Below are 25,615 nucleotides of genomic sequence, written 5' to 3' on the forward strand. Positions count from 1 at the left end.
GGTCTTTCATTCGCGCTTGTTCATTCGCCTAGTAAGCAAGTAAATGTATACCCATTGCAGATATGAATGTCCTCATCTTGCACTTTGAGTTAACAAGCAAACAATGTTATAATTTGCTATAGTGCGTACACGCGTACATTTCTTATTTTTCCGGAGGTGTCTTATGAAGTTAGGCGTATTTGCCGTATTATTTGCCCAGAAATCTCTTGAAGAAACCCTCGATTACATTGCTGCTAAAGGCTTGGAAGCGATTGAAATTGGTACAGGTGGCTACCCAGGAAATGCTCATTGCAATCCGGAAGTATTATTGGCTGATGAAGGAAAGCTGAAAGCTTTTAAAAAGGCGGTAGAATCCCGCGGGCTCACTATTAGCGCACTTAGCTGCCATGGTAATCCACTTCACCCGCAGCATCCTATTGCATCAGATCATCATAATACGATCCTCAAAACGATAGAGCTGGCTGAAAAGCTGGAGGTTCCTGTCGTCAATACATTCTCTGGCTGCCCGGGTGATCATGAAGGTGCCAAATACCCGAACTGGCCGGTAGCACCATGGCCTAATGATTATCAGGAAATTCTGGACTGGCAGTGGACGAACAAAGTTATTCCTTACTGGACTGAAACTGGTAAATTCGCTTCTGACCGCAATGTAAAAATCGGTCTTGAGCTGCATGGCGGTTTCTCTGTACATACCCCAGCTACGCTGTTGCGTCTTCGTGAAGCTGCAGGTGACGTTATCGGTGCTAACCTCGATCCAAGTCATATGTGGTGGCAGGGAATTGATCCAGTACAAGCGGTTCAAATATTAGGCCGCGCCAACGCTATCCATCATTTTCATGCCAAGGATACGACTATTGATCCGATTAATGTTAATAAGCATGGTGTTACCGACATGCAATCCTACACCTTGATGCTGGATCGCGCATGGCAGTTCCGTACTGTCGGCTACGGTCACGACTTGAAAACATGGGCTGATATCATCAGCGCTCTTCGTCTTGTCGGCTATGACTATGTGGTTAGTATTGAGCACGAGGATGGCTTGATGTCTGTAGACGAAGGCTTTACCAAAGCCGTACAAAACCTGCAGCAAATTTTGATTAAAGATCCCGTTGGTGAGATGTGGTGGGTATAATCACAGTGTAAGGCTCTGCTTTGACAGAGGGCTTGACTGATGATTATTGAAGAATATGTGTTTTGAAAAGCTGAGGGTTCATATTCCTCGGCTTTTTCAAGTCATATCTGAATATGCAGTCCTGCCATAGATTGGTTTAACTGATAGACATACAAAAAGCCCTTGGACTCGGGTCCAAGGGCTTCTCTTCGTTATAGGGAAAACTCATAGTAGGTGAAGCCTGTGTGAAATACCTAGATTTTACCCATCCAACTCATAACCATTACAGCATCCATCACTAAAAAAACGACCAAGCTAATTCCACCGAACCCGATGGCAAAAATATTTTTTTTAGGAGATGCCAGTAAACGTACAACACCAATAGCGATTACAATCGTAAACAAGATCACGAATACGTCAAACCCGTTAAAAGTTGATGCGGCTTGCGCTGCTTTTGCTGCCTCTTCGGCCAAAAACATCGAGAGACCTCCTCATGGTTACAAAATTGCTTATATTCTATCTTAGCTTGACTAGCTGCGAAGTGCAAGTGATTTGCTGAAGTGTAACAACTTTGTCAACATTTCTTGCCTTTGCGTCGATGCTTTTTCAAAAACAACTGTGTATCTATACAGTGTCCATTGCTTCTAACATTTATAACTCCCGATTTGATAAAATGTTAGGCCAACTGCTCTATATATTCAGCGGATCTCGCTTTATCTCGCTCCAGAATGGGCTTAAGATACTTCCCTGTATAGGAGCCTTTTACTTTGACGACCTCCTCAGGTGTTCCCGTAGCCACAATCGTACCGCCTTTGCTGCCGCCCTCGGGACCGAGATCAATCATATAATCCGCTGTCTTGATGACATCCAGATTGTGCTCGATGACAAGAACACTATCCCCATTATCTACCAGCTTGTGCAGCACCTTAAGCAATCGATCAATATCGTGAATATGCAATCCTGTTGTTGGCTCATCGAGAATATAGATCGTTTTGCCTGTGCTTCTGCGATACAGCTCAGCTGCAAGCTTCACACGCTGCGCCTCTCCACCCGACAAGGTTGTCGCTGGTTGTCCCAGGTCCATATAACCGAGACCTACCTCAAGAAGTGTATGCAGCTTACGATGAATCCGAGGCACATTTTTGAAAAATTCGCATGAATCCTCGATCGTCATACCCAGCACATCGGAAATGCTTTTACCTTTGTAATGAATTTCTAATGTTTCCCGGTTGTACCGTTTGCCTTTGCAAATCTCACAAGGTACGTACACATCCGGTAAGAAATGCATCTCGATCTTGATGATTCCGTCCCCGCTGCAGGCTTCACAGCGTCCACCCTTCACATTAAAGCTGAAGCGCCCTTTCTTGTAGCCGCGAACTTTAGCCTCATTCGTAGTAGCAAACAAATCGCGTATATCGTCAAATACCCCTGTATAGGTGGCTGGATTGGAGCGTGGTGTTCGTCCAATTGGCGATTGGTCGATCTCGATCACCTTGTCCACGTGCTCAAGTCCGATAAATTCTTTATGCTCACCTGGGCGTACCTTGGCTCTATTTAATTCCTTGGCTAAGGTTTTGTACAAGATTTCATTAATTAAAGTACTTTTGCCTGATCCGGAGACACCCGTTACACAGGTGAACACACCTAACGGCAGCTTAACGTTCACATTACGCAGGTTATTTTCCTTAGCTCCCTTGATTTCCAGCCATTTCCCATTCGGTTCCCGTCGGGAGGCAGCTATCGGGATAAATTTCTTGCCGCTTAAATATTGGCCTGTTAGCGAATGGGGATCATCCATAATCTCCTGTGGTGTTCCCTGGGACACAACCATTCCGCCATGCACACCAGCGCCAGGACCGATATCGATAATGTAGTCAGCTGCCATCATCGTGTCTTCATCATGTTCTACTACGATCAGGGTGTTGCCGAGATCGCGCATATGCTCAAGCGTCTGTATTAACCGCTCATTATCACGCTGATGCAGACCGATGCTGGGCTCATCCAAAATGTAGAGTACGCCCATCAGGCTAGACCCGATCTGTGTTGCTAATCGAATCCGCTGCGCCTCACCACCGGAAAGGGTTCCCGCTGCGCGATGCATTGTGAGGTAATCCAGCCCTACATTAACAAGAAAGCCTAGGCGTGCCTTGATTTCTTTGAGAATCAATTGGGCGATCTGCATCTCTCTGTCCGTCAACGACAAGGAATCAAACCATACCGCTGAGTCACCGATGGACAACGAAGTGACATAAGCAATATTTTTCTCATTGATGGTGACAGCCAGCGATTCAGCCTTCAAGCGCTGACCTTTACATTTGCCGCACGGCTTCGAGCTCATATAGCTCTCGATATGCTCACGAATGCCTTCCGAGAACGTATCCCGATAACGACGCTCCAGATTATGAATAATTCCCTCGAACGGAACCATCGCTTCTTTCCTGAGACCCATATCATTCTCGTAACGGAACCGTACCTTCTCACCGCCTGTACCCAGCAGCAGCTTCTTCATCTGCTCGGGGGTTAAGTCGGCCACAGGAGTCGTCCGTGATATCCCATAATGCTCACATACGGCTGCCAGGAACTGCGGATAATAGTTCGATGTACTGCCCGCCCAAGCTTCAAAAGCTCCCTGCTCGATCGATAGCTGTGGGTTCGGTACAAGCAGATCTGGATCTATAACCATTTTACTGCCTAATCCATCGCAATCGGGACATGCTCCGAAAGGACTGTTGAAGGAAAACATTCTGGGAGCCAGCTCTTCAATGCTGAATCCGCATACCGGACATGCCAAATTTTGGCTGAACAACAGCTCTTCCTGATCGATAATATCAACGAGAACTCTGCCCTCACCGAGCTTAAGAGCCGTTTCCAACGAATCGGCCAACCGACTCTGCACATCGTCCTTAACGACGATACGGTCAACGACCACTTCGATATTGTGCTTTTTATTTTTATCGAGCTCGATCTTCTCGGACAAATCCATCGTTTCGCCATTCACGCGCACGCGCACAAAGCCCTGCTTGTGAATATCAGCCAACAGCTTGGTGTGCTCGCCCTTGCGACCCGAGATGATCGGAGCCAATATCTGCAGACGTGTTCTCTCGGGATATTCCATAATCCGGTCTACCATCTGCTCAATGGTCTGGGAGGTAATCTCGATCTTATGATCGGGACAATGCGGACGCCCGATACGAGCGAACAACAAACGAAGATAATCGTAAATCTCGGTGACCGTTCCAACGGTAGAACGCGGGTTACGGCTTGTCGTTTTCTGGTCAATGGAAATCGCCGGAGACAGTCCCTCAATGGAATCCACATCCGGTTTGTCCATTTGCCCTAAAAATTGCCGCGCATAAGCAGACAACGACTCTACATAACGGCGCTGCCCTTCAGCATAAATGGTATCAAAAGCAAGCGACGATTTGCCTGATCCGCTTAAGCCTGTAAGTACAACAAAACGATCCCGTGGAATCGTAACATCTATATTTTTCAAATTATGCGCTCGCGCGCCCTTGATCACAATATTGTCTCTGATCACGTGCATAACACCATCCTTTTGATTTCAACGGATTGTCAAGCGTCTGCCATCTTATCCATTATAAACGATTCAGCCGATTACTCCTATCCACTACAAATCGGCTTTTAATTCCATGACGGCATCTCGAAGCTCAGCCGCTCGTTCAAATTGCAGGTTTTTGGCGGCATCCTTCATTTCTTTTTCCAACCGTTCGATCAAGGACATTTTATCCTTTTTGGACATTTTGGCGCCCTTAATATCGGTCAAATAGTCAGCCTTCTGCTCGGCTACCTTGACGGCCTCGATCACATCACGGACTTTTTTCTGAATCGTTTGTGGTGTTATACCGTGCTGCTCATTATGGGCGAGCTGAATTTCACGACGGCGGCTCGTTTCTCCCATAGCTTTAGCCATCGAATCCGTAATTTTATCCCCATACATGATGACACGTCCGTTGGAGTTCCGGGCTGCCCGGCCAATTGTTTGAATCAACGAACGCTCAGAGCGCAGGAACCCTTCCTTATCGGCATCCAGGATGGCAACAAGCGATACCTCCGGCAAATCAAGACCTTCCCGCAGCAGGTTAATACCGACGAGTACATGAAACACACCGAGCCGCAGATCACGTAAAATTTGCATCCGCTCCAATGTCTTGATATCGGAATGCAGATAACGCACTTTAATGCCGATTTCCTTGAAATAATCCGTCAAGTCCTCCGACATTTTCTTTGTTAACGTAGTAACAAGCACACGCTCATCCTTACGGATACGTTCATTGATTTCTCCCAGCAAGTCATCAATCTGACCCTTGGTCTTCCGCACTTCTATAATCGGATCAATCAAACCGGTAGGTCTAATAATCTGCTCCACCATGACCGGACAATGCTCCAATTCATACGGTCCCGGAGTAGCCGATATAAACACAGCCTGGGTGACCTTATCCTCAAATTCCTCAAACCGCAGTGGTCGGTTATCCATTGCCGATGGCAGCCGAAAGCCATGCTCCACAAGCACTTCCTTCCGTGCACGGTCGCCGTTGTACATCCCGCGAATCTGCGGCAGCGTCACATGAGATTCATCGACCATGATCAGCATATCATCCGGAAAGTAGTCGAACAGCGTATAAGGTGTTGCACCTGACTCACGAAAGGTTAACGGTCCCGAGTAGTTCTCGATCCCTGAGCAAAAACCCATTTCCTGCATCATCTCGATATCGTAGCGAGTCCGCTGCTCCAGCCGCTGAGCTTCAAGCAGTTTGCCTTTGGCATTGAGCTCCGCCAGTCGTTCCTCCAGCTCCCGTTCGATATTGACAAGGGCCCGTTTCATCGTATCCTCATGGGTTACGAAGTGGGAAGCCGGGAAGATCGCGATATGGTCCCTCTCACCCAAGATTTCTCCCGTTAATACATCAATTTCTGTAATACGTTCAATCTCATCCCCGAACAGCTCCACCCGAACCGCATGCTCACTATGGGAAGCCGGGAAGATTTCCACAACATCACCGCGAACACGAAACGTGCCGCGCACAAAATTCATATCGTTACGCTGATACTGGATGTCGATTAAACGATGCAGCAGCTCGTTACGGGAGCGCTCCATACCTACTCGCAGCGAAAGAACCAAATTGCGGTATTCAACTGGTGAACCCAAACCGTAAATACACGATACGCTGGCAACGACTATCACATCACGCCGTTCAAATAAGGAACTGGTCGCGGAGTGCCGCAGCTTGTCGATTTCTTCGTTAATACTGGAGTCTTTTTCAATAAAAGTATCTGAAGAAGCAATATAAGCCTCTGGTTGGTAGTAGTCATAGTAGCTGACAAAATAAGAAACTGCGTTGTTAGGAAAAAATTCTTTCAGCTCACTGCATAGCTGAGCGGCGAGCGTTTTATTATGAGCAATCAACAGCGTTGGCCGATTGAGCTTGGCAATGACTTGGGCTGCCGTGAACGTTTTACCTGTACCTGTCGCACCGAGCAGCGTTTGATGCTTTTGTCCGGATTGGATACTTTGCAGCAGCTGTTCTATAGCTCGTGGCTGATCGCCCTGAGGCGTATAATCCGAAATCAATTCAAAGGGTTTGTTGCTCATCGTCACTTCGTTCATTCCATCACCGTCCATCGAATGATCAATTTTTCTAAACTTTTGACCGCTTGCTTCCGATAAATAATATGCAACTCTCGACGAAGTCTTACATCCATCGACAATGAGCTGCATAGGAATACCTGTTCCCATGTATTATACCTTTTTTCATCTTTTGTTGCAAACTGAGAATGCTTCCAACTTTAACAAGTTGACCCTGGAGGCAAGACATAATTGATCCATAGAAGGCCAGCATTTTACTCATTGTAAGGGTGGTAGGAAAAGTGGATTTAACAACGATTTTAGGTCTTATTATCGGTTTGGGTGCTTTGATAGGGGGATATATGTGGGATGGTGGTCATCTCGATGCGCTTATCGTCCCCAGCGCCATGCTCATCATTTTTGGAGGTACGGCGGGAGCCGTTGCTATCAGCTTTCCGATGTCGCGTTTGAAAGAAATTCCGAAGGCGCTTGGCATGGCTTTCAAGGAAAAGAAACGTGATCCCAACCTGATTATTGAAGAGCTTGTTGATATGGCTACTGTAGCCAGACGGGAAGGTGTTCTCGCGCTGGAGCAGCGGGCTCAGGAAAACCCGAACGATTTTTTGCGTGATGGACTGATGATGGTTGTTGATGGTACTGATCCTGAATTAACCAGACAAATCCTGGAGCTGGAAATGGACGCCCTGGAGCATCATCATGAGGGCTGGGCCAAAATCTTTGAAACTGCGGGTGGATATGCACCAGCTATGGGGATTATCGGAACCGTTATGGGTTTGATTCATGTCTTGGGCAACCTTTCTGATCCAGGCACATTAGGACCTGCCATCGCAGTAGCGTTTACCGCTACTTTGTACGGGGTTTCCTCAGCCAACGTGATATATCTCCCACTCGCCACTAAGATCAAGATTCGCAGTAAGGAACAAATTTCCGAAATGGAATTGATGCTGGAAGGCATACTGGCTCTGCAAGCCGGTGAAAATCCACAATTGATTAAGAAAAAGCTGAAATCGTTCCAGCATCAGAGCCATAAGAAAGCTGAAGGCGCAGGTGATCCAGGTGGCGAGGAATAAGAAGAAGCATCCTGAACATGAAAATCATGAACGTTGGTTAATCACATATGCGGACTTGATTACACTGCTCTTAATCTTCTTTGTGATCATGTATGCGATGAGTAAAATCGATACTGATAAATACTCCGTGCTTGCCCAATCCCTGAATTTCCAATACACCAAAGCGGAGTCGGTGATGCCTGGCGGTGATGGAGTGCTTGGTCGTGTCAATGTATCCAAGGCGGACGAAGGTAATAAGAACCAAAGTGCCGACAAGGATAAGAAGGATAAAGAAGATAAGGAACAAAAAGAGCTTCGTGAAAAACAGCTTCAGGATCTGATGGAAAAAATACAGCAATACATACAGCAGCAAAACCTGCAATCCCAAGTATTTGTCGCTAATACACCGAGAGGCATTACCGTAACCTTGAACGATCTGTTTGTATTTGACTTGGGTAAAGCCGATTTGAAGAAAGAAGCTTATCCGATTCTGAATCAATTAACGAGTTTGTTCCCTACCTTGGACTCAACCATCAGTATCGAGGGTCATACGGATGATCTGCCGTTAGCTACCGGATCGCTGTTCAAGGATAACTGGAGACTTTCTTCCGAGCGTTCGCTTTCTGTACTTCGCTATTTTACAGATACGATGGGTCTGGATTCCAAAAAATTTATGTCCAGTGCGTTTGCGGATACGCATCCGGTTGTCAATAATGATTCCCCTGAGAATCGTTCAAAAAACCGCCGGGTTGAAATCATTGTGTTGCGTGAGCCTACAAAGCCTTAACACCCATCTGTTGAGTGTATCAGTTAATCTGCCTTCAATCCATAATCATGAGCCATCCTGCATGGCCATGGTTCAAATCAGAGCTTGTACGTTGTATAGCCAGCTCTCAGTATGGATAGTAAAAAAAGCTATCGGAATTAATTTCCGGTAGCTTTTTTGTTCCTTGTGGAACAATTTTTATTTTATATGTTCTACATAATCGAATGAATCTTTAAAAAGGAGTCCTATTTGTTCCCATCATTTGCTTATCGTACCCGGGAGCTTTCTACGTAAATATCTCCAAAAATGTACCGGTCTCTCCTCTACATAGTAAGGTGCATCCTGATCGGGAACGAGAAGAATACCCAACTGATGATGCTCTCCAGAGAACATAGGTCGCTTCAAAAATTTACTCTCTCCAGCCAGGTTCAGTACCTCCAGCTTGCAAAAGGCCGAATTCAACTGCATCGCATGGTGCAATTCATGTTTGGACCTAATCGGCAGGCCGTTGACTTTATGGATAATCTCACCTGCTTGTATACCCATCTCATCCCCTGCACTTCCAGGCAAGACTCCCAATATTTTTAATCCGCGTGGGTCTTCCACAAAATACGGCTTTCGATTCGATTCGTCCCAACGGCTGTACATTCTTAATCCTTCGTGAAGCAATATGCAGCCCAGACATGCAATCAGGGTCGCAACAGGCCCTAAGTAAGCGAGAGCCGCCAGCAGCAGCACCGCACCCGCATACATGAACAACAGATTAGAGCTAAGCTTGGCTTTCTCTTCCGGCAGCCGGGATAGCGTGATATCAGCAAACCCGATCATCATCGGAAAACCGATAATTGTCCAGCCTCCGCTCCATAGTCCTGCACCCAGCAGTGGTGTCCAGGGCAGCAATGTGCCTCCACCTTGAAAAGGGACCACAAGGAATAACACAACCGGCCAAAATCCCTGCAGCTGATAGCCTCCGACGATTTTCCCGCGTTTGCTCTCGTAGAACATGGGTGTCCCTGTACGAGCCCCCCTCGTGCGAACCAGTAAGGCTTCCACTACGTGCAAGATCGCAATCAATGCCAGTAAGGAGGGCATATTTAATGCAAGCAAAGGCTCCGTCAACCAAGATAGACCGGTTACTGTATGTAGGGTGGGGATGAATATCCATATCGATTGCAGGATGCCGATAAGCCCAATCGCGTAAGCCCAGCATAAAAATCGCACCCGAATAAAGAGCAGCAGCAGAGCGATAACCCATAATATAAGTACAGCCTCGACTTGTATCGTTGCGCCAATGAACGCCATCACAATAGAAGCTGCAATACCCCCGATCAAGCCCCACAGCAGCGTCTGCCACGTTTGCGACAGTATCGAATGCAGCTTGGTATGAAACAATTTACGCTCCAGACTTATTTGTCTGCGGTATTGTAAAATGACAAAACATATACCAACATAATAAAAAGGATTGATCAGTAATTGAAGCAGGGCCTGCAGCCCTTTAAGTGCGATCTCCATAAACACGTTCATGTGGAAAGCTCCCTCTGCAACAATAAAATAGGAAGGCGGACGTATCCACCCTCCTCACTATGATTCGACGCAGAGCAGGCCGATTCCTGCCCACCTCTTCATATAAACCTTACGCACTCAACGGATCAAGATTCCTGATGCTGTTACATTTGAATTGTTATTTGGTCATAATGGACTGCAAATGCTGCGTTGCTGCCTTGAGCTGCAGATCATTTTTGGGATCTTTAATTTCTGCCAAAATCATCTTCTCCAGACGTGTCGCTGTTTCAGTATCGACTTCACCGGTAATCGGTAGATTTTGCATCCGCTGGAATGCTTTGACCGCCAGAGCTGTTTTTTCACTAAAATAGCCATCCGCACGTTCCGGATTCAAGCCAAGTCCCTTTAGCATCGTTTGCAGATTTTTAACATCTTCACTGCTCGAATCCTGCACCAGAGTTGTCTTCTTCGTTAACGGAGCTACTTTAAAATAAGCAGGCTGATCAATGGCAATATCAGGCGCGATCCCTTTTTTATGAATCCAGGTACCGTTTGGTGTGAGCCATTTATATACCGTCATTTTGATATTGCTGCCATCGCCCATTTCTTTTTCAAATGTAACCTGCACGGTACCTTTACCGTATGTGGTTTCCCCTATCAGCTTGCTGCCGGAGGAATCATGCAGGGCTCCCGCCAATATTTCCGATGCGCTGGCACTGCCTTTATTGATCAGTACCGTCACGGGATAATTTTTACCTGTGCCCTGGGAGGTGGTGTCCTCCTGCTCACCCTTGCGGTTCTCAATCTTCACAATGGGTTTCCCCTTAGGTACAAACGGTTCGACAATTTCAACAACTGCCGATAACAGACCACCCGGGTCGTTCCGAACATCAATAACCAAGCCCTTCATCCCTTTGGCTTCAAGCCCTGCTAACTCATCCTTGAACCTTTTGGATGTATTGCTGGAAAACTGACGAATTTCAATTTTACCGATATTGTTCGGAAGCATCTCCGCATACACCGTTTCAACGTCGATATCATCCCGCACAACCGTCATTTGAATCGGGTCGGAAGAACCGGAACGCACAATTTCCAGCTTAGCTTGTGTGCCCTTGGGTCCGCGAATTTTCATAATCGCCTGATTCAGCGTTAAGCCATCCAGCTTCTCGCCATTGACCGACAAAATAACATCATTGGCATGCAATCCCGCCTTTTCCGCTGGTGAGCCCTTGATTGGAGAAACGATCGTCACCTTGCCTTCCTCGGAGGATACCTCTGCACCAATTCCCTGAAAGGAGGAAGTGATGCTCTCATCGAATTGCTTGGCTTCCTTTTGATCCATATAGACAGTGAAAGGGTCCTCCAACGAGGAAAGCATGCCATTGATCGCACCCGTCATGACCTTATCATGATCGACCTGGGACAAAAATTTGCCTTCAATCAGTTGATAGGTAGTTGACAGCTTATTCATGTCTTTCGTGCTTAGTCCGGACGTCACCGTGGAGCCTACAGCCCCACCCTTCAACCCTGCCGCCAATGTCGAAGGGTTCACGATCATGAGCGTCATGATGCTGCTGGCGAACATGGCCAGCAAAACAAATAATATAACCGTACGTCCCTTGAAGTTCATACTTTTAAATACACCGCCTTTATGACTACCTTTATTGGACTCGTCTTTGTAGTGTATGACAAGCCTCTAGAAATTATTAACAGCGGTTTAGCGAAGATATGGCTTAGGATCTACAGGATCCTCGTTAATACGAACCTCAAAGTGAAGATGATTGCCCGTTGATTCCCCGGTTGACCCCACCTCAGCTACCTTTTGGCCTCGTTTGACGTTATCTCCCTTCTCCACAACCGTCCCCCCGTTACGGATATGTCCATACAACGTCCAATAACCATTTCCATGATCTATAATAACCGTATTTCCGTATCCGCTCCACCAGGAAGCGACAATCACGACACCATCGCCAGCAGCCAAAATGCTCGTTCCATTGGGAGCTCCGAGGTCGATGCCCTTATGCATCGTTTTTTTCCCATTAAACGGATCGGAGCGATAGCCAAAATCTGAGGTCATTGTAGCTACTTTTGCTAATGGATAAGCAAATTTACCTCCTGTGAATGGTGCTGCCGGAGCAGGAGTAGTGCTGTTGCCAGGGGTGGCGCTATTGCCTGCCTTTGCTTTGGCTTTAGCCGCCGCGGCTGCCGCAGCAGCCTCAGCATCTTTGCGCTTCGCTTCAGCGAGCGCCGACTGCTTGCGTGCCTCTTCAACCAGTTTTTTTTCCGAGTCTTCACTAATATCCTCGAGCGTATGTTTCTCTTCCTTTTCCTTTTGCGAGAGGCTGGCGATCATGACTTGCTTTTCTTTCTCTTTATTATCCAGATCGGATTTGTGAACAGCCTGCTGGGTATACAAATCCCCAACCTGACTCAGCTCCTGTTTAATCTGCTTTTCTTTGCCCTCTTTCTCCGTTCTGTCCTTGCGATTGTCCTCCAATATATGCTTATCTTGATTGACTATAGCATTTAAAGCGTTCAAACGATCCAGAAAATCACCGAAGCTCGTAGAGCTCAGCAGCACATCCGCATACGAAACCACACCGTTCATATACATCAATCGAAGACGCGACTTCAACAGCTTGTCCCGAGAATCAATACGCTCCTCAACCTCTTCCAGCTCTTTGCCGTTAACAGCCAGCTTTTCCTTGCCCGCACTAATCTGATTATTCAGATCGTTCAGCTTCAGATTGGCCGTTACGATCTCGGCTAACAGCGTATTCAGATCCTTAGTGACAGCCTGCTTCTCCTGCGCGATTTTATCAATTGCAGATTTTGACTCAGCGGCCTTTTTCTGATTATCAGCAAGTCCTTTTCTTAGCTGGTTAAGCTCCTGCTCAATTCGCTGAGTAGCAGAGCTAGCTGCCCCTGCAAGCTGTGGCACGATTAACGTACTGACCAATCCTGCTGATATGATGAAAGTTAACACATTTTTCTTCAAACTGCGGTTCCCCCCATAATTAGACTAGACTGGTATGGACGTTAAACAATTACCAGCAACCGGTTTAGACCCGTAAAAATTTGCGAACGGACAACGTACTTCCCCAAATGCCTATTAAGATTCCAATCCCCAACAATAAGCATGACATCGTCATGTAGATCTGTTGAAATGGCAGCAATTTAATCATCAATAAATTTAAATCCAATTGGGTAGACTCCATCATTTGCCAATAGCCGTACAGCAGGACACCAACCGGTATGACTGAACCTACCACGCCAAGCAATGCGCCCTCTATGAAAAATGGCCAGCGAATAAACGAATTAGTCGCTCCCACCAGCTTCATAATAGCAATTTCACGCCGCCGCGCGATAATCGTCAGCTTAATCGTATTCGCGATCAGGAACATCGCCGTGAGCGCCAGTCCTGCAACCATAGCAAGACCTACATAACGGACAATTTTCGTGACCTTGAACATCGTTTCTACCGTTCCTTGCCCGTAGCTGACACGATATATCGGTTTAGTCGGCTTTTTATTATTGATTTCCGTAATCATTTGGGCTACGTTCGCCACTTCACGCGGTGCCAGAACCTCGACGGTAAACGAATCGTTCAGCGGATTGTTCTCACCTTCAAAGCCTTCCAGCAGCTGTTTACCGCTTTCACCAAGCTTTTCGCGTAAATATACAATGCCTTCTTCTTTAGAAACAAATTTCACCTTGTCGACCTGAGGAATCGCACTAATTTCGTTTTGCAGAGGCTGTATTTGATCTTTAGGAATTTCTACATCCAGATATACACGAATTTCAACCTGTGATTCAATTTGCTCTGCCAAATAGTTGACATTCAAGGTCAGCAGCAAAAAGACACCGAGAATAAACAACGAAATCGAAATCGAGCTGATCGAAGCAAATGACATCCAGCCATTGCGGATCACATTTTTACCGCCCTCGCGAATATGGCGGAACCCTGTGCTAATCCTCATAGCCGTATTCACCCCTGACCTGATCGCGGGCAATTTGACCATCTTCAATCGCAAGCACACGTTTACGCATCGTATTCACAATTTCTTTATTATGGGTTGCCATAATGATGGTCGTACCACGAAAATTAATTTCTTCCATTAGCTTCATAATTCCCCACGAGGTATCGGGATCAAGGTTACCTGTTGGCTCATCCGCGATAATAACCGTCGGGTTGTTCACAATAGCCCGGGCAATCGCGATCCGCTGCTGCTCGCCACCGGACATTTGAGTCGGCAATGAGCTCGCCTTATCCCGCAGCTTGACCAATTCCAGCACCTCAAGCACACGCTTCTTGATGATCTTCTTCGGCGCTTCGATAACCTCCATCGCAAAAGCGATATTCTCAAAAGCGGTCAGCTTGGGCAGCAGCCGATAATCCTGGAAAATAACGCCGATATTGCGCCTCACGTATGGGATTTTGCGCTGCTTAAGCTTTTCCAGGTTAAAACCGTTTACGAAAATACTCCCCTTGGTTGGCCGTTCTTCTCTATAAATCAATTTCATAAATGTCGATTTTCCTGCGCCGGACGGTCCAACGACATACAGAAATTCGTTGCGATTCACTTTGACGGTGATCCCTTTCAATGCTTGACTGCCGTCTGGGTACGTTTTCCACACATCTTGCATTTCTATCACGGTATCACATCCTGATTGTTTAAGTAGATAAGAACGTATAAATTTTCTTATACGTGCCCGCTACCTGAGTAAACGATAGCCATCCTGTTCGAATCATCACGCTGATTAACCTCGCTAGCTTATATGGTTTCGACACTAACAGCCAAATTCCTTCGTATGGAAATGATTTTCAGCATTTTTTCAGTTTTCTTGCTGGAACAGAGAACTAGTCAAGTTCCCCAAGAGGATCGCATATACATCAAGTGTACGAGCAGAACCTCTTGAACGGCCAAGGTACTTTCAAAAAAGGGAGTGCATCCTATAGTGAAATACCGGAACCCTTATATACGCCTGTTTGTTTATATCTTGATGATAACTGCCATCGCTTGTCTGGGGATTGCTCTATACGGCCTGCAGAATCGAATGCCTGCTGGATATACAATAGATGAATGGCATGTGGGCGGAATTACCTACATGGAATTTGAGCAGCAGCTTACCGAACACACACAGCTTGTGCGGCAGCAGCCCATTCGTTTGGTCAGTACGCTGCCCGATTTGAAGCTGCCAGCCTTCACTGCAACGATGGAGCAGTTGGGTCTTCGTGTGTCCGTAGAAGATGCACTTGTGCCATTGGCACAGCTCCGTACGGGGTCACCCTGGACTCGTGCGGTATCCCGTTGGCAACTGCGTGAGCGGCATCAGGCACTCCGTTACGAATTTGATCCCGCTGTCCTTCATGGAGCACTTCTCCTGCAATTGTCCACTCTGTATGGACAACAACCAAGCCCTGCTCAGCGCGTTGTGGGGCCTACCGATGAGATCAGCTATATCCCTGATAGGCCAGTAAACCGTGTAGACGAGACCGCTTTACTACAGCAATTACAAAAGGAGATCCGTCCACTGGGGACTAGGGATCGGATATCTTCCCAATCAGAGGAAAGCGTGGTACCCATCGATATTCCTCTCTCCTTTGTGACCCAAAAGCCAGACCTCACGCTTTCCGTTCTCCAAGCTCAGGGGGTAGATCGCAAAATCAGCGAGTTCTCTACACCACTCATGCAAACAAGCGAAGGTCGCCTGCACAACGTCCGCTCAACGGCATCGACGATCCATGACCTGTTGATGAAACCGGGGGATACCTTTGATTATGCAACCTATATTGCACAGACAGAGGCTCGGTTCGGCTTTCAGGAGGCGCCTGTTATCGTAAATGGCAAGCTTGTCCCTGGGATCGGCGGCGGCATCTGCCAGGTATCCTCCACCCTTTACAATGCCGTACTGCGTGCTGGACTTACGATTGTCGAAAGACGCCATCATTCCTTGCCAGTCAGCTATGTTCCACTTGGACAAGATGCGACCTTTGCTGCTGGGCACATTAATTTCCAATTTCGCAATAGTACAGACAAGTACTTGCTCATCCGAACGTCGGTAGATGATCGGCAAATGACTGTTAAACTATTCGGTCAAATTCCCATCGATACGACGTATACTATCGAATCCCATACGATTCGCACGCTTCAGCCCGAAATCCGCTATGTGGCTAATCCTACTTTATCACCTGGCAAGAAGCAGCTTATTAGTGAAGGTAAACCAGGTTATGTGGTGGATACTATACGCTATAAGAAACAAGCAGACCGGATCATTTCCCAAGAGCGTATCTCGCTAGATACTTATGCCGCACAGCCGACGATTATCGCGGTATACCCGACCACTCCCTCGGGTCAGCCTGATCCCAAGCTTCAACCAGCCAAGCCTTATGAAGCACCCTTGGTCGAGGATGGGATTAAGGGACCTGTGTACAGATAAAAAGCTCCAATCCAAACAGTCGTCTAAGTACGGCCGGATTGGAGTTCACTTTTGCAAATAGCTTTGCACCCTCGATCATAGGTGAATCTTCCTCCAACAAGAAAGAGTTGATTTCTCCATCAACTCCTAGTCTTTCAAAACGGGACAAGTTCCTCTCTAAACTCCTCCTGCTCTTTTCCTTTTTGACCCTTTAGCAAAAGACATTCAACCAAACAGCGTTCCATATTTTTTTTTTGGGATTGATTGTCTCTTCGCTTCTTTCACTTGACAGTCTCTTCTTGTGAGTTCAAGACGGAATTGATCACCGTATCGACAATGTATTCAATTCTTATTGACAATTATTTATCCTAATGTTAGGATAAATAAGAACTAATTATAGGATATATAATGTTAGGATAATGTAGTGGATGAGGTGCGTCTTTTCTTAATCAAACTGCCAACTGATGTGTTAATTACTGATAGTACCCGGAATCTCATAAAATGTACCACAAATTTTATTTCTTGAAAGGAAGAGGAATCAATGTTTCAAGAGGATGAACAAAGTCAGCTTGATCTAAGGTTAATTCGAGTATGGGGAAAGGCTTCGAGGACCGTATTCGAAAATGTTAAAAAAGATATTGTAAGTCACGGGTTAGACCCAGTTAACTTTATGATTCTTGAGCTTCTTTATAGTAAAGGACCTCATCCAGTCCAGAAGATTAGTGAAACCTTTTCGATCCCAAGTGGGAGTATCACCTACGTAGTAGATAAACTTGAAACAAAAGCATTGGTAAAAAGAGAAGCTAGTCCAACGGACCGCAGAACATCAAATGTCGTCCTTACTGAGAAAGGAAAATTATTCTTTGACGAGATTTTCCCAAAACATGTTGAAACGATATCTCACAATTTATCCTTTATCAGTAATGAAGAGAAAGAGCAGTTGATTCATTTGATGAAAAAAATCGGACTTGGGGCTAAGGAATTAGGATAACTACTAAAAGGAGAATGCGTATATGAAGTGGATAATTCGTATCTTTCAAGGATTGCTGGTCGTTGCTTTTATTCTTACTGGTGTCATGAAGTTAACTGGAAATGCAGAACAAAGCCAGCTCTTTACAGAAGCTTTTGGATATTCCCTCGGATTTATGTACTTTGTCGGTGCATGTGAGGTTTTGGGAGCCATTGGTCTCTTGGTTGGGTTTTGGAAGCCTCGAATCGCCTTACTTGTCTCAGGAGGGCTAGTGTTGCTTATGGCAGGCGCAGTCTTTTCACATTTACAGGCTGGTCAAGGTATTGGAACTGCAATACCTTCATTCATCCTATTAATTATAGGACTAGTCATTTTTATTGGAAAGCGAAATAAGAGTCTGAAAAAATTGGGATAGCAAGCAATTTAACATGAAGCCCCGTTTTTGCTTTTAAACATAAAGTGACAAAAAACTGTCTCCAAAAGTCGGGTATCTTGACCTGGAGGCAGTCTCATTGTCTAATAAAAAGCCGAAAACCATAAACACGCCCAAACAGCGTTCTTATGGTTTTTAGTTAATTTTATTAAATTAACGGCCTACTTGCTTTTATTATAAAACTGCTCGAACCACTCATCCGTCTGCTGCTTCACAGCCTCAGCACGGCTAATGGCAGCACTAACCTGTCCGGTTGCCGTTCCACCGTACACATTACGTGCATTCACGACTTGCTCTGGCTGCAGCACTGCATAAATATCGGATTCGAACAGATCGGAAAATTGATGGTATTCCTCAATCTTCAAGTCGAGTAAAAACTTCCCGTTTTGGATGCAATACAGCACCGTTTTGCCAATCACTTCATGCGCTTGACGGAAAGGCAGCCCTTTATTCACGAGATAATCAGCAATATCGGTCGCATTCGAGAAGTCCTGATTGACCGCTTGACGCATCCGTTCCTTATTTACCTTCATCGTACTAACCATTGGAGCGTACAATTGAAGCGCGCCCTGAAGTGTCCGTACCGTGTCGAACATACCTTCCTTGTCTTCCTGCATATCTTTGTTATAAGCCAGTGGCAATGATTTCAGCACCGTAAGCAGACCAAACAAATTACCGTACACACGGCCCGTTTTGCCGCGAACCAGCTCAGGCACATCAGGATTTTTCTTCTGAGGCATGATACTGCTGCCCGTACAGAATGCGTCGTCCAGCTCGACAAATCGGAACTCCGTTGACGACCACAAGATCATTTCCTCAGATAAGCGTGACAAATGCATCATGATCATCGAAGCATTGGACAGAAACTCGATAATAAAGTCACGATCACTCACCGCATCCAGCGAATTTTCGTACACACCGTCAAAGCCCAACTGCTGAGCTACAAAATGACGGTCAATTGGAAAGGTTGTTCCTGCCAATGCACCTGCACCAAGCGGCAGCACATTAATCCGCTTGTAACTATCCTGCAGGCGCTCGATATCACGTTGGAACATCGACACATAAGCCATCAGATGATGAGCAAACAGAATCGGTTGGGCACGCTGCAAATGTGTGTACCCCGGCACAATCGTATCCAGGTTTTGACTGGCTTGTCCCAGAAGTGCCTCTTGTAATTTGTTCAACAGCCCGACAAACTCAACAACGCGCTTACGCAAATACAAATGCATATCGGTTGCGACCTGATCGTTACGACTGCGTCCGGTGTGCAGCTTCCCGCCTACGGGACCAACTTCCTCGATCAGCGCTTTCTCGATATTCATATGAATATCCTCGTCGCCTACCGTGAACTTTATTTCCCCTTGACGGATCTTGCTTTGTACCTTGAGCAAGCCGTTTTTGATCTTGTCGACATCCTCCAGAGGAAGAATTCCGCAGGTTCCCAGCATGGTCACATGCGCCAAACTGCCCTGTATATCTTCTTCTGCCAACTCTTTATCGAACAAAATGGAAGCCGTATATTCCTCTACCAATTGATCGGTTTTTTTCGTAAAACGTCCACCCCACAGCTTTGACACCGTTACAGCCCCTCTCTTACAGCTTTCTTCATGAAAGCCGTGTGTTCATAGTTGATTCTATCTTGAGTCTCTTATACACAATGCAAGGCTTTCCCAAGCTGCTTATGCGACAGCTCAGAAAAGCCTATGCCTTCTATTTGCTCACAACTCGGATTTTGCTTTCCTTGATATGTTACTTACGACTTCGCATTTTGCTCCACACCGGAGGAAACCTTCAAGCGTAAAGCGTTCAAACGAATAAAGCCGGTCGCATCGCCTTGATTATAAGCCTGAGTCGGATCAGCTTCCATCGTTGCAATGTTCGGGTTGTACAAGCTGACAGGGCTTTGAACACCCGCTCCGATGACATTGCCTTTGTACAGCTTCAAGCGCACCGTACCTGTTACATTCTTCTGGCTCTCATCCACTAAAGCCTGAACGGCCAACCGCTCCGGCGCAAACCAGAAGCCGTTATACACAAGTATGCTATAGCGGGAAATCAACGAATCACGCAGGCTCATAACCTCACGATCCATCGTCAGCGACTCCATCTTGCGGTGTGCAGCGAACAGGATCGTACCACCCGGTGTTTCATATACGCCGCGGCTCTTCATTCCTACAAAACGATTCTCTACCATATCGACACGGCCCACTCCATGCTTGCCGCCCAATTCATTCAAATACTCCATCACGTGCAGCGGAGTCATCAGATCACCATTAACCCCTACACAGTTACCCTTTTCAAAATTCAATTCTACGTATTCTGCCTGATCCGGCGCATCCTCAGGGTCAACGCTCAAAACGAACATGTCTTTGTTCGAGGTTGCGCTTGGATCAAACCAAGGATCCTCCAGCATCCCGCTCTCAAAGCTGATATGCAGCAGGTTACGGTCAGTGGAATAAGGCTTGGAGGCCGAAGCCGTTACCGGAATGTTATGTTTCTCGGCGTATGCGATCATTTCCGCACGGCCCGGGAAGGTTTCACGGAACGAATCCAGACGCCATGGGGCAATAACCTCCAGCTCAGGCGCCAGGGCTGCCGCTGTAAGCTCGAAGCGCACCTGGTCATTACCTTTACCTGTTGCGCCGTGGGCAATCGCTGTAGCGCCTTCTTGACGGGCGATTTCAACCATCCGCTTGGCGATCAAGGGACGCGCAATGCTTGTTCCAAGCAAATATTGTCCTTCATACAAGGCGCCTGCCTGAAACATCGGATAAATGAAGTCTTTGGCAAATTCATCGCGAAGATCATCGATATAAATTTTGGATGCCCCTGTTGCAAGCGCCTTTTCTTCCAGACCGTCCAGCTCATCCTTTTGCCCGATATCTGCTGTAAAAGCGATAATTTCAGCATCGTACGTTTCTTTTAACCATTTTAAAATAACCGAAGTGTCCAAACCGCCTGAATAGGCGAGAACTATTTTTTGTTTAGCCATGTTTGATTCCGCGCTCCTTTGATAATTACATAATTACAATTAAAATGAACATATAAGTTCTTTACATAATCGCTGCCATGATCGCTTTTTGGGCGTGCAGCCGGTTTTCGGCTTGATCAAAAATGATCGAGTTCGGTCCATCGATAACACCCTCACTGACTTCTTCGCCACGGTGGGCAGGCAAGCAGTGCATGAACAGGTAATCCTTTTTCGCCAGACTGGCAAGCGCCTCGTTCACCTGAAATTGTTTAAAGGCGATTTCACGTTCTTTTTGCTCTTCCTCAAAGCCCATGCTCGCCCACACATCGGTATAAATAACATCGGCATCCGCTACTGCCTCTTTGACGTCATTGCCAACGTAAAGCTTGGCTCCTGTCTGGTTCGCTACATCTACTGCTGAGGTTACGATCTTCTCATTAGGCTCATAGCCCTTAGGCGAAGCTACCGCAAAATCGATTCCGAGCTTCGCTGCACCCATGATCAAGGAATGCACCATGTTGTTGCCATCCCCGATATAAGCGACCTTCAAACCGCGCAGTTGCCCTTTGTGCTCCAATATCGTCTGATAATCGGCCAATGCCTGACACGGATGCGACCGGTCGGTCAGTCCGTTAATAACGGGAATCGTTGCGCCGCGAGCCAAATCAATAACCTTGCGGTGGGCATGAGTACGGATCATAATGCCGTCCAGGTAGCGTGACATCGTTTGTGCTGTATCGGAGATCGTCTCGCCGCGTCCCAGTTGCAAATCGTTACTGCTCAAAAATAAGGCATGACCGCCTAATTGATACATCCCGACTTCAAAAGAAACCCTTGTGCGAGTGGATGACTTTTCAAAAATCATTCCCAGCGTCTTGCCTTTCAAGGGATGGAATACTTCCCCTGCGTTACGTTTCTTTTTCAAATCTATCGCCATATCCAGCAAATATTGAATTTCCTCGGTTGTAAAGTCAGATAGACCCAAAAAATCTCTGCCTTTTAAATCCACGGCTAGTTGTTGCTCTGTGATTGTCAAGGTTCTCTGCCCCTCTCAAAAATAAATTCAGCTTTTATTGTACCGCAGCGGCCGCTTGTTTGCTAAGTACCGAACGGATTACGGATATGCCCCGATCCACATCTTCCTTCGTGATCAACAGACTCGGTGCCAATCGGATTACGTTTGGACCTGCCGAGATTACGAGAACAGCCTGCTCCTGCAGTGCGGTGACCAAGTCGGCAACCGGTTGCGTGCATTCGATCCCGATCAGCAATCCTAAACCACGTACTTCCTTAACCAATGGGTTATCGGCTAATTGCTTCGACAATTCATTAACGATATATTCGCCCATTTCTGCCGCCCGCTCGGACAGCTTTTCATTCAAAATCGTCTCCAGTGTTGCCACACCCGCCGTTGTAGACAAATAATTACCGCCGAATGTAGAGCCGTGACTGCCTGCAGAGAATGCCTCACGAAGCTTCTCTTTACCGACCATGGCACCAATCGGCATTCCACTGCCTAGACCTTTGGCCAATGTAAATATATCCGGCTGAATGCCATAATGCTCATAGGCGAACAGCTTACCGGTACGACCGATTCCGGTCTGGATTTCGTCAATAATTAATAGCAGCCCATGCTGCTCACAAAGAGCAGTCACTCGCTTAATGAACTCCGGCTCAGCGCGGTTCACACCACCCTCACCTTGAACCATCTCCAGCATAATCGCGCAGGTTTTGGGACCGATTAGCTGCTTCAGTGCCTCTGCATCATTATAAGGCGCAAACACAAAGCCCTCCGGCAATGGGGCAAAGCCGTCTTTTACCTTATCCTGTCCAGTTGCTGTCAGTGTCGCTAATGTACGCCCATGAAAAGATTGCTGAAACGTAATAATCTCGTACTGCTCCGGCTTGCCCAGTACTTTATTAAAATAGCGACGGGCCAGCTTGATCGCCGCTTCATTGGCCTCGGCACCACTGTTGCAAAAAAACACAGCATCGCCACAACTGTTGTCAGTCAGTAACTGAGCCAGTTTTTCCTGATTCGGTATATGAAATAAATTGCTGGTATGCCAAAGCTGGTCGATTTGCGCTTTCAGACGCTCGGTAACCTGTTTAGGGACGTGCCCCAGATTCGTAACAGCAATTCCGCTCATCAAGTCGAGGTATTCCTTGCCCTGCTCATCCCACAGTCGACTGCCTTCACCCTTCACAAACGTCAACCCGTACCTGCTGCCGTAATTCGGAAATAAAGAATTGGCTCCTTCTCCCATGCCAGCTCACTCCTTTTCCTGATTCATTGGTTTGTTGCATTACGCTTGCTTGCTGCTTGAGGAACTCATGGTCATCGGCTATCTGACGATTCGTGTACCGATCTCTGCACCTTTAATGACTCTGCTCAATACTTCCGGCTCGGCTCCGTTCACGATAACAACTTCACTCACCTTGCCTTGGATGCATTGGATCGCTGCACGCACCTTCGGAATCATGCCTCCATAAATATCGCCGCTTGTAATCATTTCGTTGATTTCCTGCACGGTAACGAGCGGAAGCACCTTTTTCTCGCCGTTGATCGTTTTCATTATGCCTGGCACATCGGTCACGACAATCATTCTCTCCACGCCCAGATGTGAAGCTACAGCACCCGCCGCTGTATCGGCATTAATATTGTAGCGCTGACCTCCGTCTGCTCCCAGGCCAACCGGAGCGATGACCGGCATATAGCCTAGCTTGATGATGCCTTGCAGCAGCTCTGCGTTCACATGGGTCACATCACCAACCAAGCCAACCTCATTGGCATTATCTACCGGCTCTGCCTGAATCAAATGACCATCCACACCAGAGATGCCGATTGCTTTTGCGCCCGCCAGCTGAATCTTGCGGACGATCTCTTTATTAATCTGCCCTGATAAAACCATCTCGACAACGTCGAGTACGGCTTCGTTCGTTTTGCGCAGCCCATTGACAAATTCGGTTTCGATGCCCAGCTTGCTGAGCGTATCCGAGATTGCAGGTCCGCCTCCGTGTACAATTACCGGAATGATCTGCTCATCCTGCAGTCGTTTCATATCTTCAAAAAAAGAATTCGGCAGCGCCGCCAGCGTACTACCGCCGCATTTCATGACAAACATAATGGTGATTACCCTCCCAAACCCTCCCTGATAGGGAGGGCCCCAGAGGGCTGTGCCCTCTGGACTCCCCCTATAAGCCGAGGAATACTGATGCTGTTGGTGCTTTGTTGATGGATACAACGTGGTTACAACGCTTTCGTCCCTTAAGGGACACGCTTTACTTGTGGCCGCGGAACGTTTGCGAACCTTTGTGATGTTATCAGCGCTTTTCGTCCCTGCGGGACACGCTTTATTTGGGTGCTTGGAGTTGGTTTTAGTGATGGGTGCAATTGCTTCGCTCTGCACACGCTGTAACGATTCGTACATCGTTACAGCAAGGGAAAAGTGACTAAGGATTGACAATGGTCGTTTTCTTAACTCTTATGATGTTTAACATAGTTATTATGGCTGTTTACTATTAAGATAAAATTCCGCTTTAGCTCGTTGAGTTCAATTAAATTGTTCGGTTCCCTATGTCCGGTAAGCGGCGTTAATTCTTACATAATCATAAGTAAGGTCGCAGCCCCAAGCGGTGGCAGTTTCATTACCCATGTGCAGGTTGACATGGATGACAACCAGATCACCTTTTAAATATTCAGCGGCGCGTTCTTCATCGAATTTAACCGGACGGGATTGCTCCAACACGACAATATCGCCCAAGCTGATATCGACAGTTTCCGTGTGAACCGGTTGACCGGCGCGGCCGACAGCAGCAATAATACGTCCCCAGTTGGCGTCAGCGCCAAAGCAAGCGGATTTCACGAGACTTGAGCCGATGACGGTTTTGGCGATCGCACGTGCAGCTTCTTGTGTTGCAGCTCCGGCAACTGTGACCTCGATCAGCTTCGTTGCGCCTTCTCCGTCACGAGCAATCGCTTTGGCTAAATACTCGCCAACATATTTAAAGCCCGCTTCGAATGCAGCCCAGTCCGGATGTTCCGGTGTTAACGTATCGTTACCAGCCAGACCACTCGCCATCACGACAACCATGTCGTTCGTGCTCGTATCACCGTCTACCGTTATCATATTGAAAGTGGAATCCGTTACGGCGTTCAACAGCTTTTGCAGCTGTGCGCTTTCAATATTGGCGTCTGTCGTCATAAATCCAAGCATCGTTGCCATATTCGGATGAATCATACCCGATCCTTTGGCCGATCCCGCGATATGTATCGTCTTATCGCCAACGGTCAGCTGTACGCAGGTCATCTTTTGCACGAGATCCGTCGTCAGAATCGCCTGGCAAAAATCTTCTCCACCATCTGCTTTCACTTGTGCAGGCAGCTTTTCGATACCGCTAAGCACCTTCGGCATAGGAAGCAGCTCGCCAATAACGCCTGTTGATGTGACGCCTACCAAATGCTCCGCTACACCAAATGCTTCAGCCGCAGCTGAACGCATTCCGCGTGCATCCGTATCTCCCTGCTTGCCTGTGCAAGCATTCGCGTTGCCGCTATTAACCAGCATCACCTGTAGCTTGCCTTCCACGGCTACGCTCTCACGGGTTACATGCAGCGGCGCCGCTTGAAACGCATTCAGTGTATATACACCTGCAGCCTGTGCGGGAACCTCGCAGACAATAACACCAAGATCAAAACGGCTCGTTTTTTTCAAACCGCAATGCAGACCACCAGCACGAAATCCTTGAGGCATCGTAATCGAACCCTCGGGCACGACCGAATATAG

General features: G+C 47.1%; 20 protein-coding genes. 6 read left to right on the top strand and 14 right to left on the bottom strand.

Annotation, left to right across the window (positions count from 1 at the left end):
• Positions 1-163 precede the first annotated feature (163 nt).
• A complete protein-coding gene (locus BK127_RS20875; protein ID WP_076233457.1) occupies positions 164-1,132 on the top strand; it encodes a sugar phosphate isomerase/epimerase family protein in 969 nt (322 codons plus the stop codon).
• A 233-nt stretch (positions 1,133-1,365) separates the two neighbouring features.
• Here BK127_RS20875 and BK127_RS20880 read toward each other — a convergent pair whose 3' ends face one another.
• The 3 genes from BK127_RS20880 to uvrB all read right to left on the bottom strand — a co-directional run bounded on the left by BK127_RS20880 (position 1,366) and on the right by uvrB (position 6,752).
• A complete protein-coding gene (locus BK127_RS20880) occupies positions 1,366-1,590 on the bottom strand; it encodes a hypothetical protein (protein ID WP_076233458.1) in 225 nt (74 codons plus the stop codon).
• A 197-nt stretch (positions 1,591-1,787) separates the two neighbouring features.
• Complete coding sequence (gene uvrA / locus BK127_RS20885; protein ID WP_144026523.1) at positions 1,788-4,649, bottom strand: excinuclease ABC subunit UvrA; 2,862 nt, start codon at positions 4,647-4,649, stop codon at positions 1,788-1,790.
• A 90-nt stretch (positions 4,650-4,739) separates the two neighbouring features.
• On the bottom strand, positions 4,740-6,752 hold the full coding sequence (gene uvrB, locus BK127_RS20890) for an excinuclease ABC subunit UvrB (protein WP_372237366.1): 2,013 nt from the start codon (positions 6,750-6,752) through the stop codon (positions 4,740-4,742).
• Positions 6,753-6,997: 245 nt separating this feature from the next.
• Between uvrB and BK127_RS20895 the strand changes: the two genes are divergently transcribed.
• Together BK127_RS20895 and BK127_RS20900 are read left to right on the top strand one after the other, a co-directional pair.
• Positions 6,998-7,786 (top strand): flagellar motor protein, encoded by a 789-nt coding sequence (locus BK127_RS20895; RefSeq protein ID WP_076233460.1) that lies wholly within the window; start codon positions 6,998-7,000, stop codon positions 7,784-7,786.
• Positions 7,773-8,552, top strand: coding sequence for an OmpA/MotB family protein (locus BK127_RS20900; protein WP_076233461.1), 780 nt, complete (start codon positions 7,773-7,775; stop codon positions 8,550-8,552). Before BK127_RS20895 ends, BK127_RS20900 begins: the two co-directional genes overlap by 14 nt.
• A gap of 237 nt (positions 8,553-8,789) precedes the next feature.
• Here the strand turns inward: BK127_RS20900 and BK127_RS20905 are convergent, their stop codons facing one another.
• The 5 genes from BK127_RS20905 to ftsE form a co-directional block, all read right to left on the bottom strand.
• Positions 8,790-10,055 (bottom strand): PDZ domain-containing protein, encoded by a 1,266-nt coding sequence (locus BK127_RS20905; RefSeq protein ID WP_076233462.1) that lies wholly within the window; start codon positions 10,053-10,055, stop codon positions 8,790-8,792.
• Positions 10,056-10,212: 157 nt separating this feature from the next.
• Positions 10,213-11,664, bottom strand: a complete 1,452-nt coding sequence (locus BK127_RS20910) for a S41 family peptidase (RefSeq protein ID WP_076233463.1) — start codon at positions 11,662-11,664, stop codon at positions 10,213-10,215.
• An 87-nt stretch (positions 11,665-11,751) separates the two neighbouring features.
• Complete coding sequence (locus tag BK127_RS20915; protein ID WP_076233464.1) at positions 11,752-13,032, bottom strand: murein hydrolase activator EnvC family protein; 1,281 nt, start codon at positions 13,030-13,032, stop codon at positions 11,752-11,754.
• A gap of 64 nt (positions 13,033-13,096) precedes the next feature.
• On the bottom strand, positions 13,097-14,014 hold the full coding sequence (gene ftsX, locus BK127_RS20920; RefSeq protein WP_076233465.1) for a permease-like cell division protein FtsX: 918 nt from the start codon (positions 14,012-14,014) through the stop codon (positions 13,097-13,099).
• Entirely contained in the window at positions 14,004-14,690 is a 687-nt protein-coding gene (ftsE, locus tag BK127_RS20925) for a cell division ATP-binding protein FtsE (protein ID WP_076233466.1), read from the bottom strand. The genes ftsX and ftsE overlap by 11 nt, the downstream gene beginning before the upstream one ends.
• A gap of 303 nt (positions 14,691-14,993) precedes the next feature.
• Between ftsE and BK127_RS20930 the strand changes: the two genes are divergently transcribed.
• The 3 genes from BK127_RS20930 (at position 14,994) to BK127_RS20940 (ending at position 17,839) form a co-directional block, all read left to right on the top strand.
• Complete coding sequence (locus tag BK127_RS20930) at positions 14,994-16,475, top strand: VanW family protein (protein WP_144026518.1); 1,482 nt, start codon at positions 14,994-14,996, stop codon at positions 16,473-16,475.
• 520 nt (positions 16,476-16,995) lie between these two features.
• Complete coding sequence (locus tag BK127_RS20935; protein ID WP_076233467.1) at positions 16,996-17,445, top strand: MarR family winged helix-turn-helix transcriptional regulator; 450 nt, start codon at positions 16,996-16,998, stop codon at positions 17,443-17,445.
• A 22-nt stretch (positions 17,446-17,467) separates the two neighbouring features.
• On the top strand, positions 17,468-17,839 hold the full coding sequence (locus BK127_RS20940; protein WP_076233468.1) for a DoxX family protein: 372 nt from the start codon (positions 17,468-17,470) through the stop codon (positions 17,837-17,839).
• A 179-nt stretch (positions 17,840-18,018) separates the two neighbouring features.
• On the opposite strand, the gene argH is transcribed toward BK127_RS20940, so the two are convergent.
• The 6 genes from argH to argJ form a co-directional block, all read right to left on the bottom strand.
• Positions 18,019-19,434 (bottom strand): argininosuccinate lyase, encoded by a 1,416-nt coding sequence (gene argH / locus BK127_RS20945; protein ID WP_076233469.1) that lies wholly within the window; start codon positions 19,432-19,434, stop codon positions 18,019-18,021.
• A 176-nt stretch (positions 19,435-19,610) separates the two neighbouring features.
• Positions 19,611-20,849, bottom strand: coding sequence for an argininosuccinate synthase (locus BK127_RS20950; RefSeq protein WP_076233470.1), 1,239 nt, complete (start codon positions 20,847-20,849; stop codon positions 19,611-19,613).
• A 61-nt stretch (positions 20,850-20,910) separates the two neighbouring features.
• Entirely contained in the window at positions 20,911-21,864 is a 954-nt protein-coding gene (gene argF / locus BK127_RS20955) for an ornithine carbamoyltransferase (protein WP_076233471.1), read from the bottom strand.
• A gap of 34 nt (positions 21,865-21,898) precedes the next feature.
• On the bottom strand, positions 21,899-23,095 hold the full coding sequence (locus BK127_RS20960; protein WP_076233472.1) for an acetylornithine transaminase: 1,197 nt from the start codon (positions 23,093-23,095) through the stop codon (positions 21,899-21,901).
• A gap of 78 nt (positions 23,096-23,173) precedes the next feature.
• On the bottom strand, positions 23,174-23,953 hold the full coding sequence (gene argB / locus BK127_RS20965; RefSeq protein ID WP_076233473.1) for an acetylglutamate kinase: 780 nt from the start codon (positions 23,951-23,953) through the stop codon (positions 23,174-23,176).
• Positions 23,954-24,403: 450 nt separating this feature from the next.
• Positions 24,404-25,582 carry a bifunctional glutamate N-acetyltransferase/amino-acid acetyltransferase ArgJ gene (gene argJ / locus BK127_RS20970; RefSeq protein ID WP_076233605.1) on the bottom strand — a complete coding sequence of 393 codons (1,179 nt, stop codon included), beginning with the start codon at positions 25,580-25,582 and terminating at the stop codon, positions 24,404-24,406.
• Between the last annotated feature and the right edge of the window lie 33 nt (positions 25,583-25,615).

This window comes from Paenibacillus sp. FSL H7-0331, assembly GCF_001956045.1.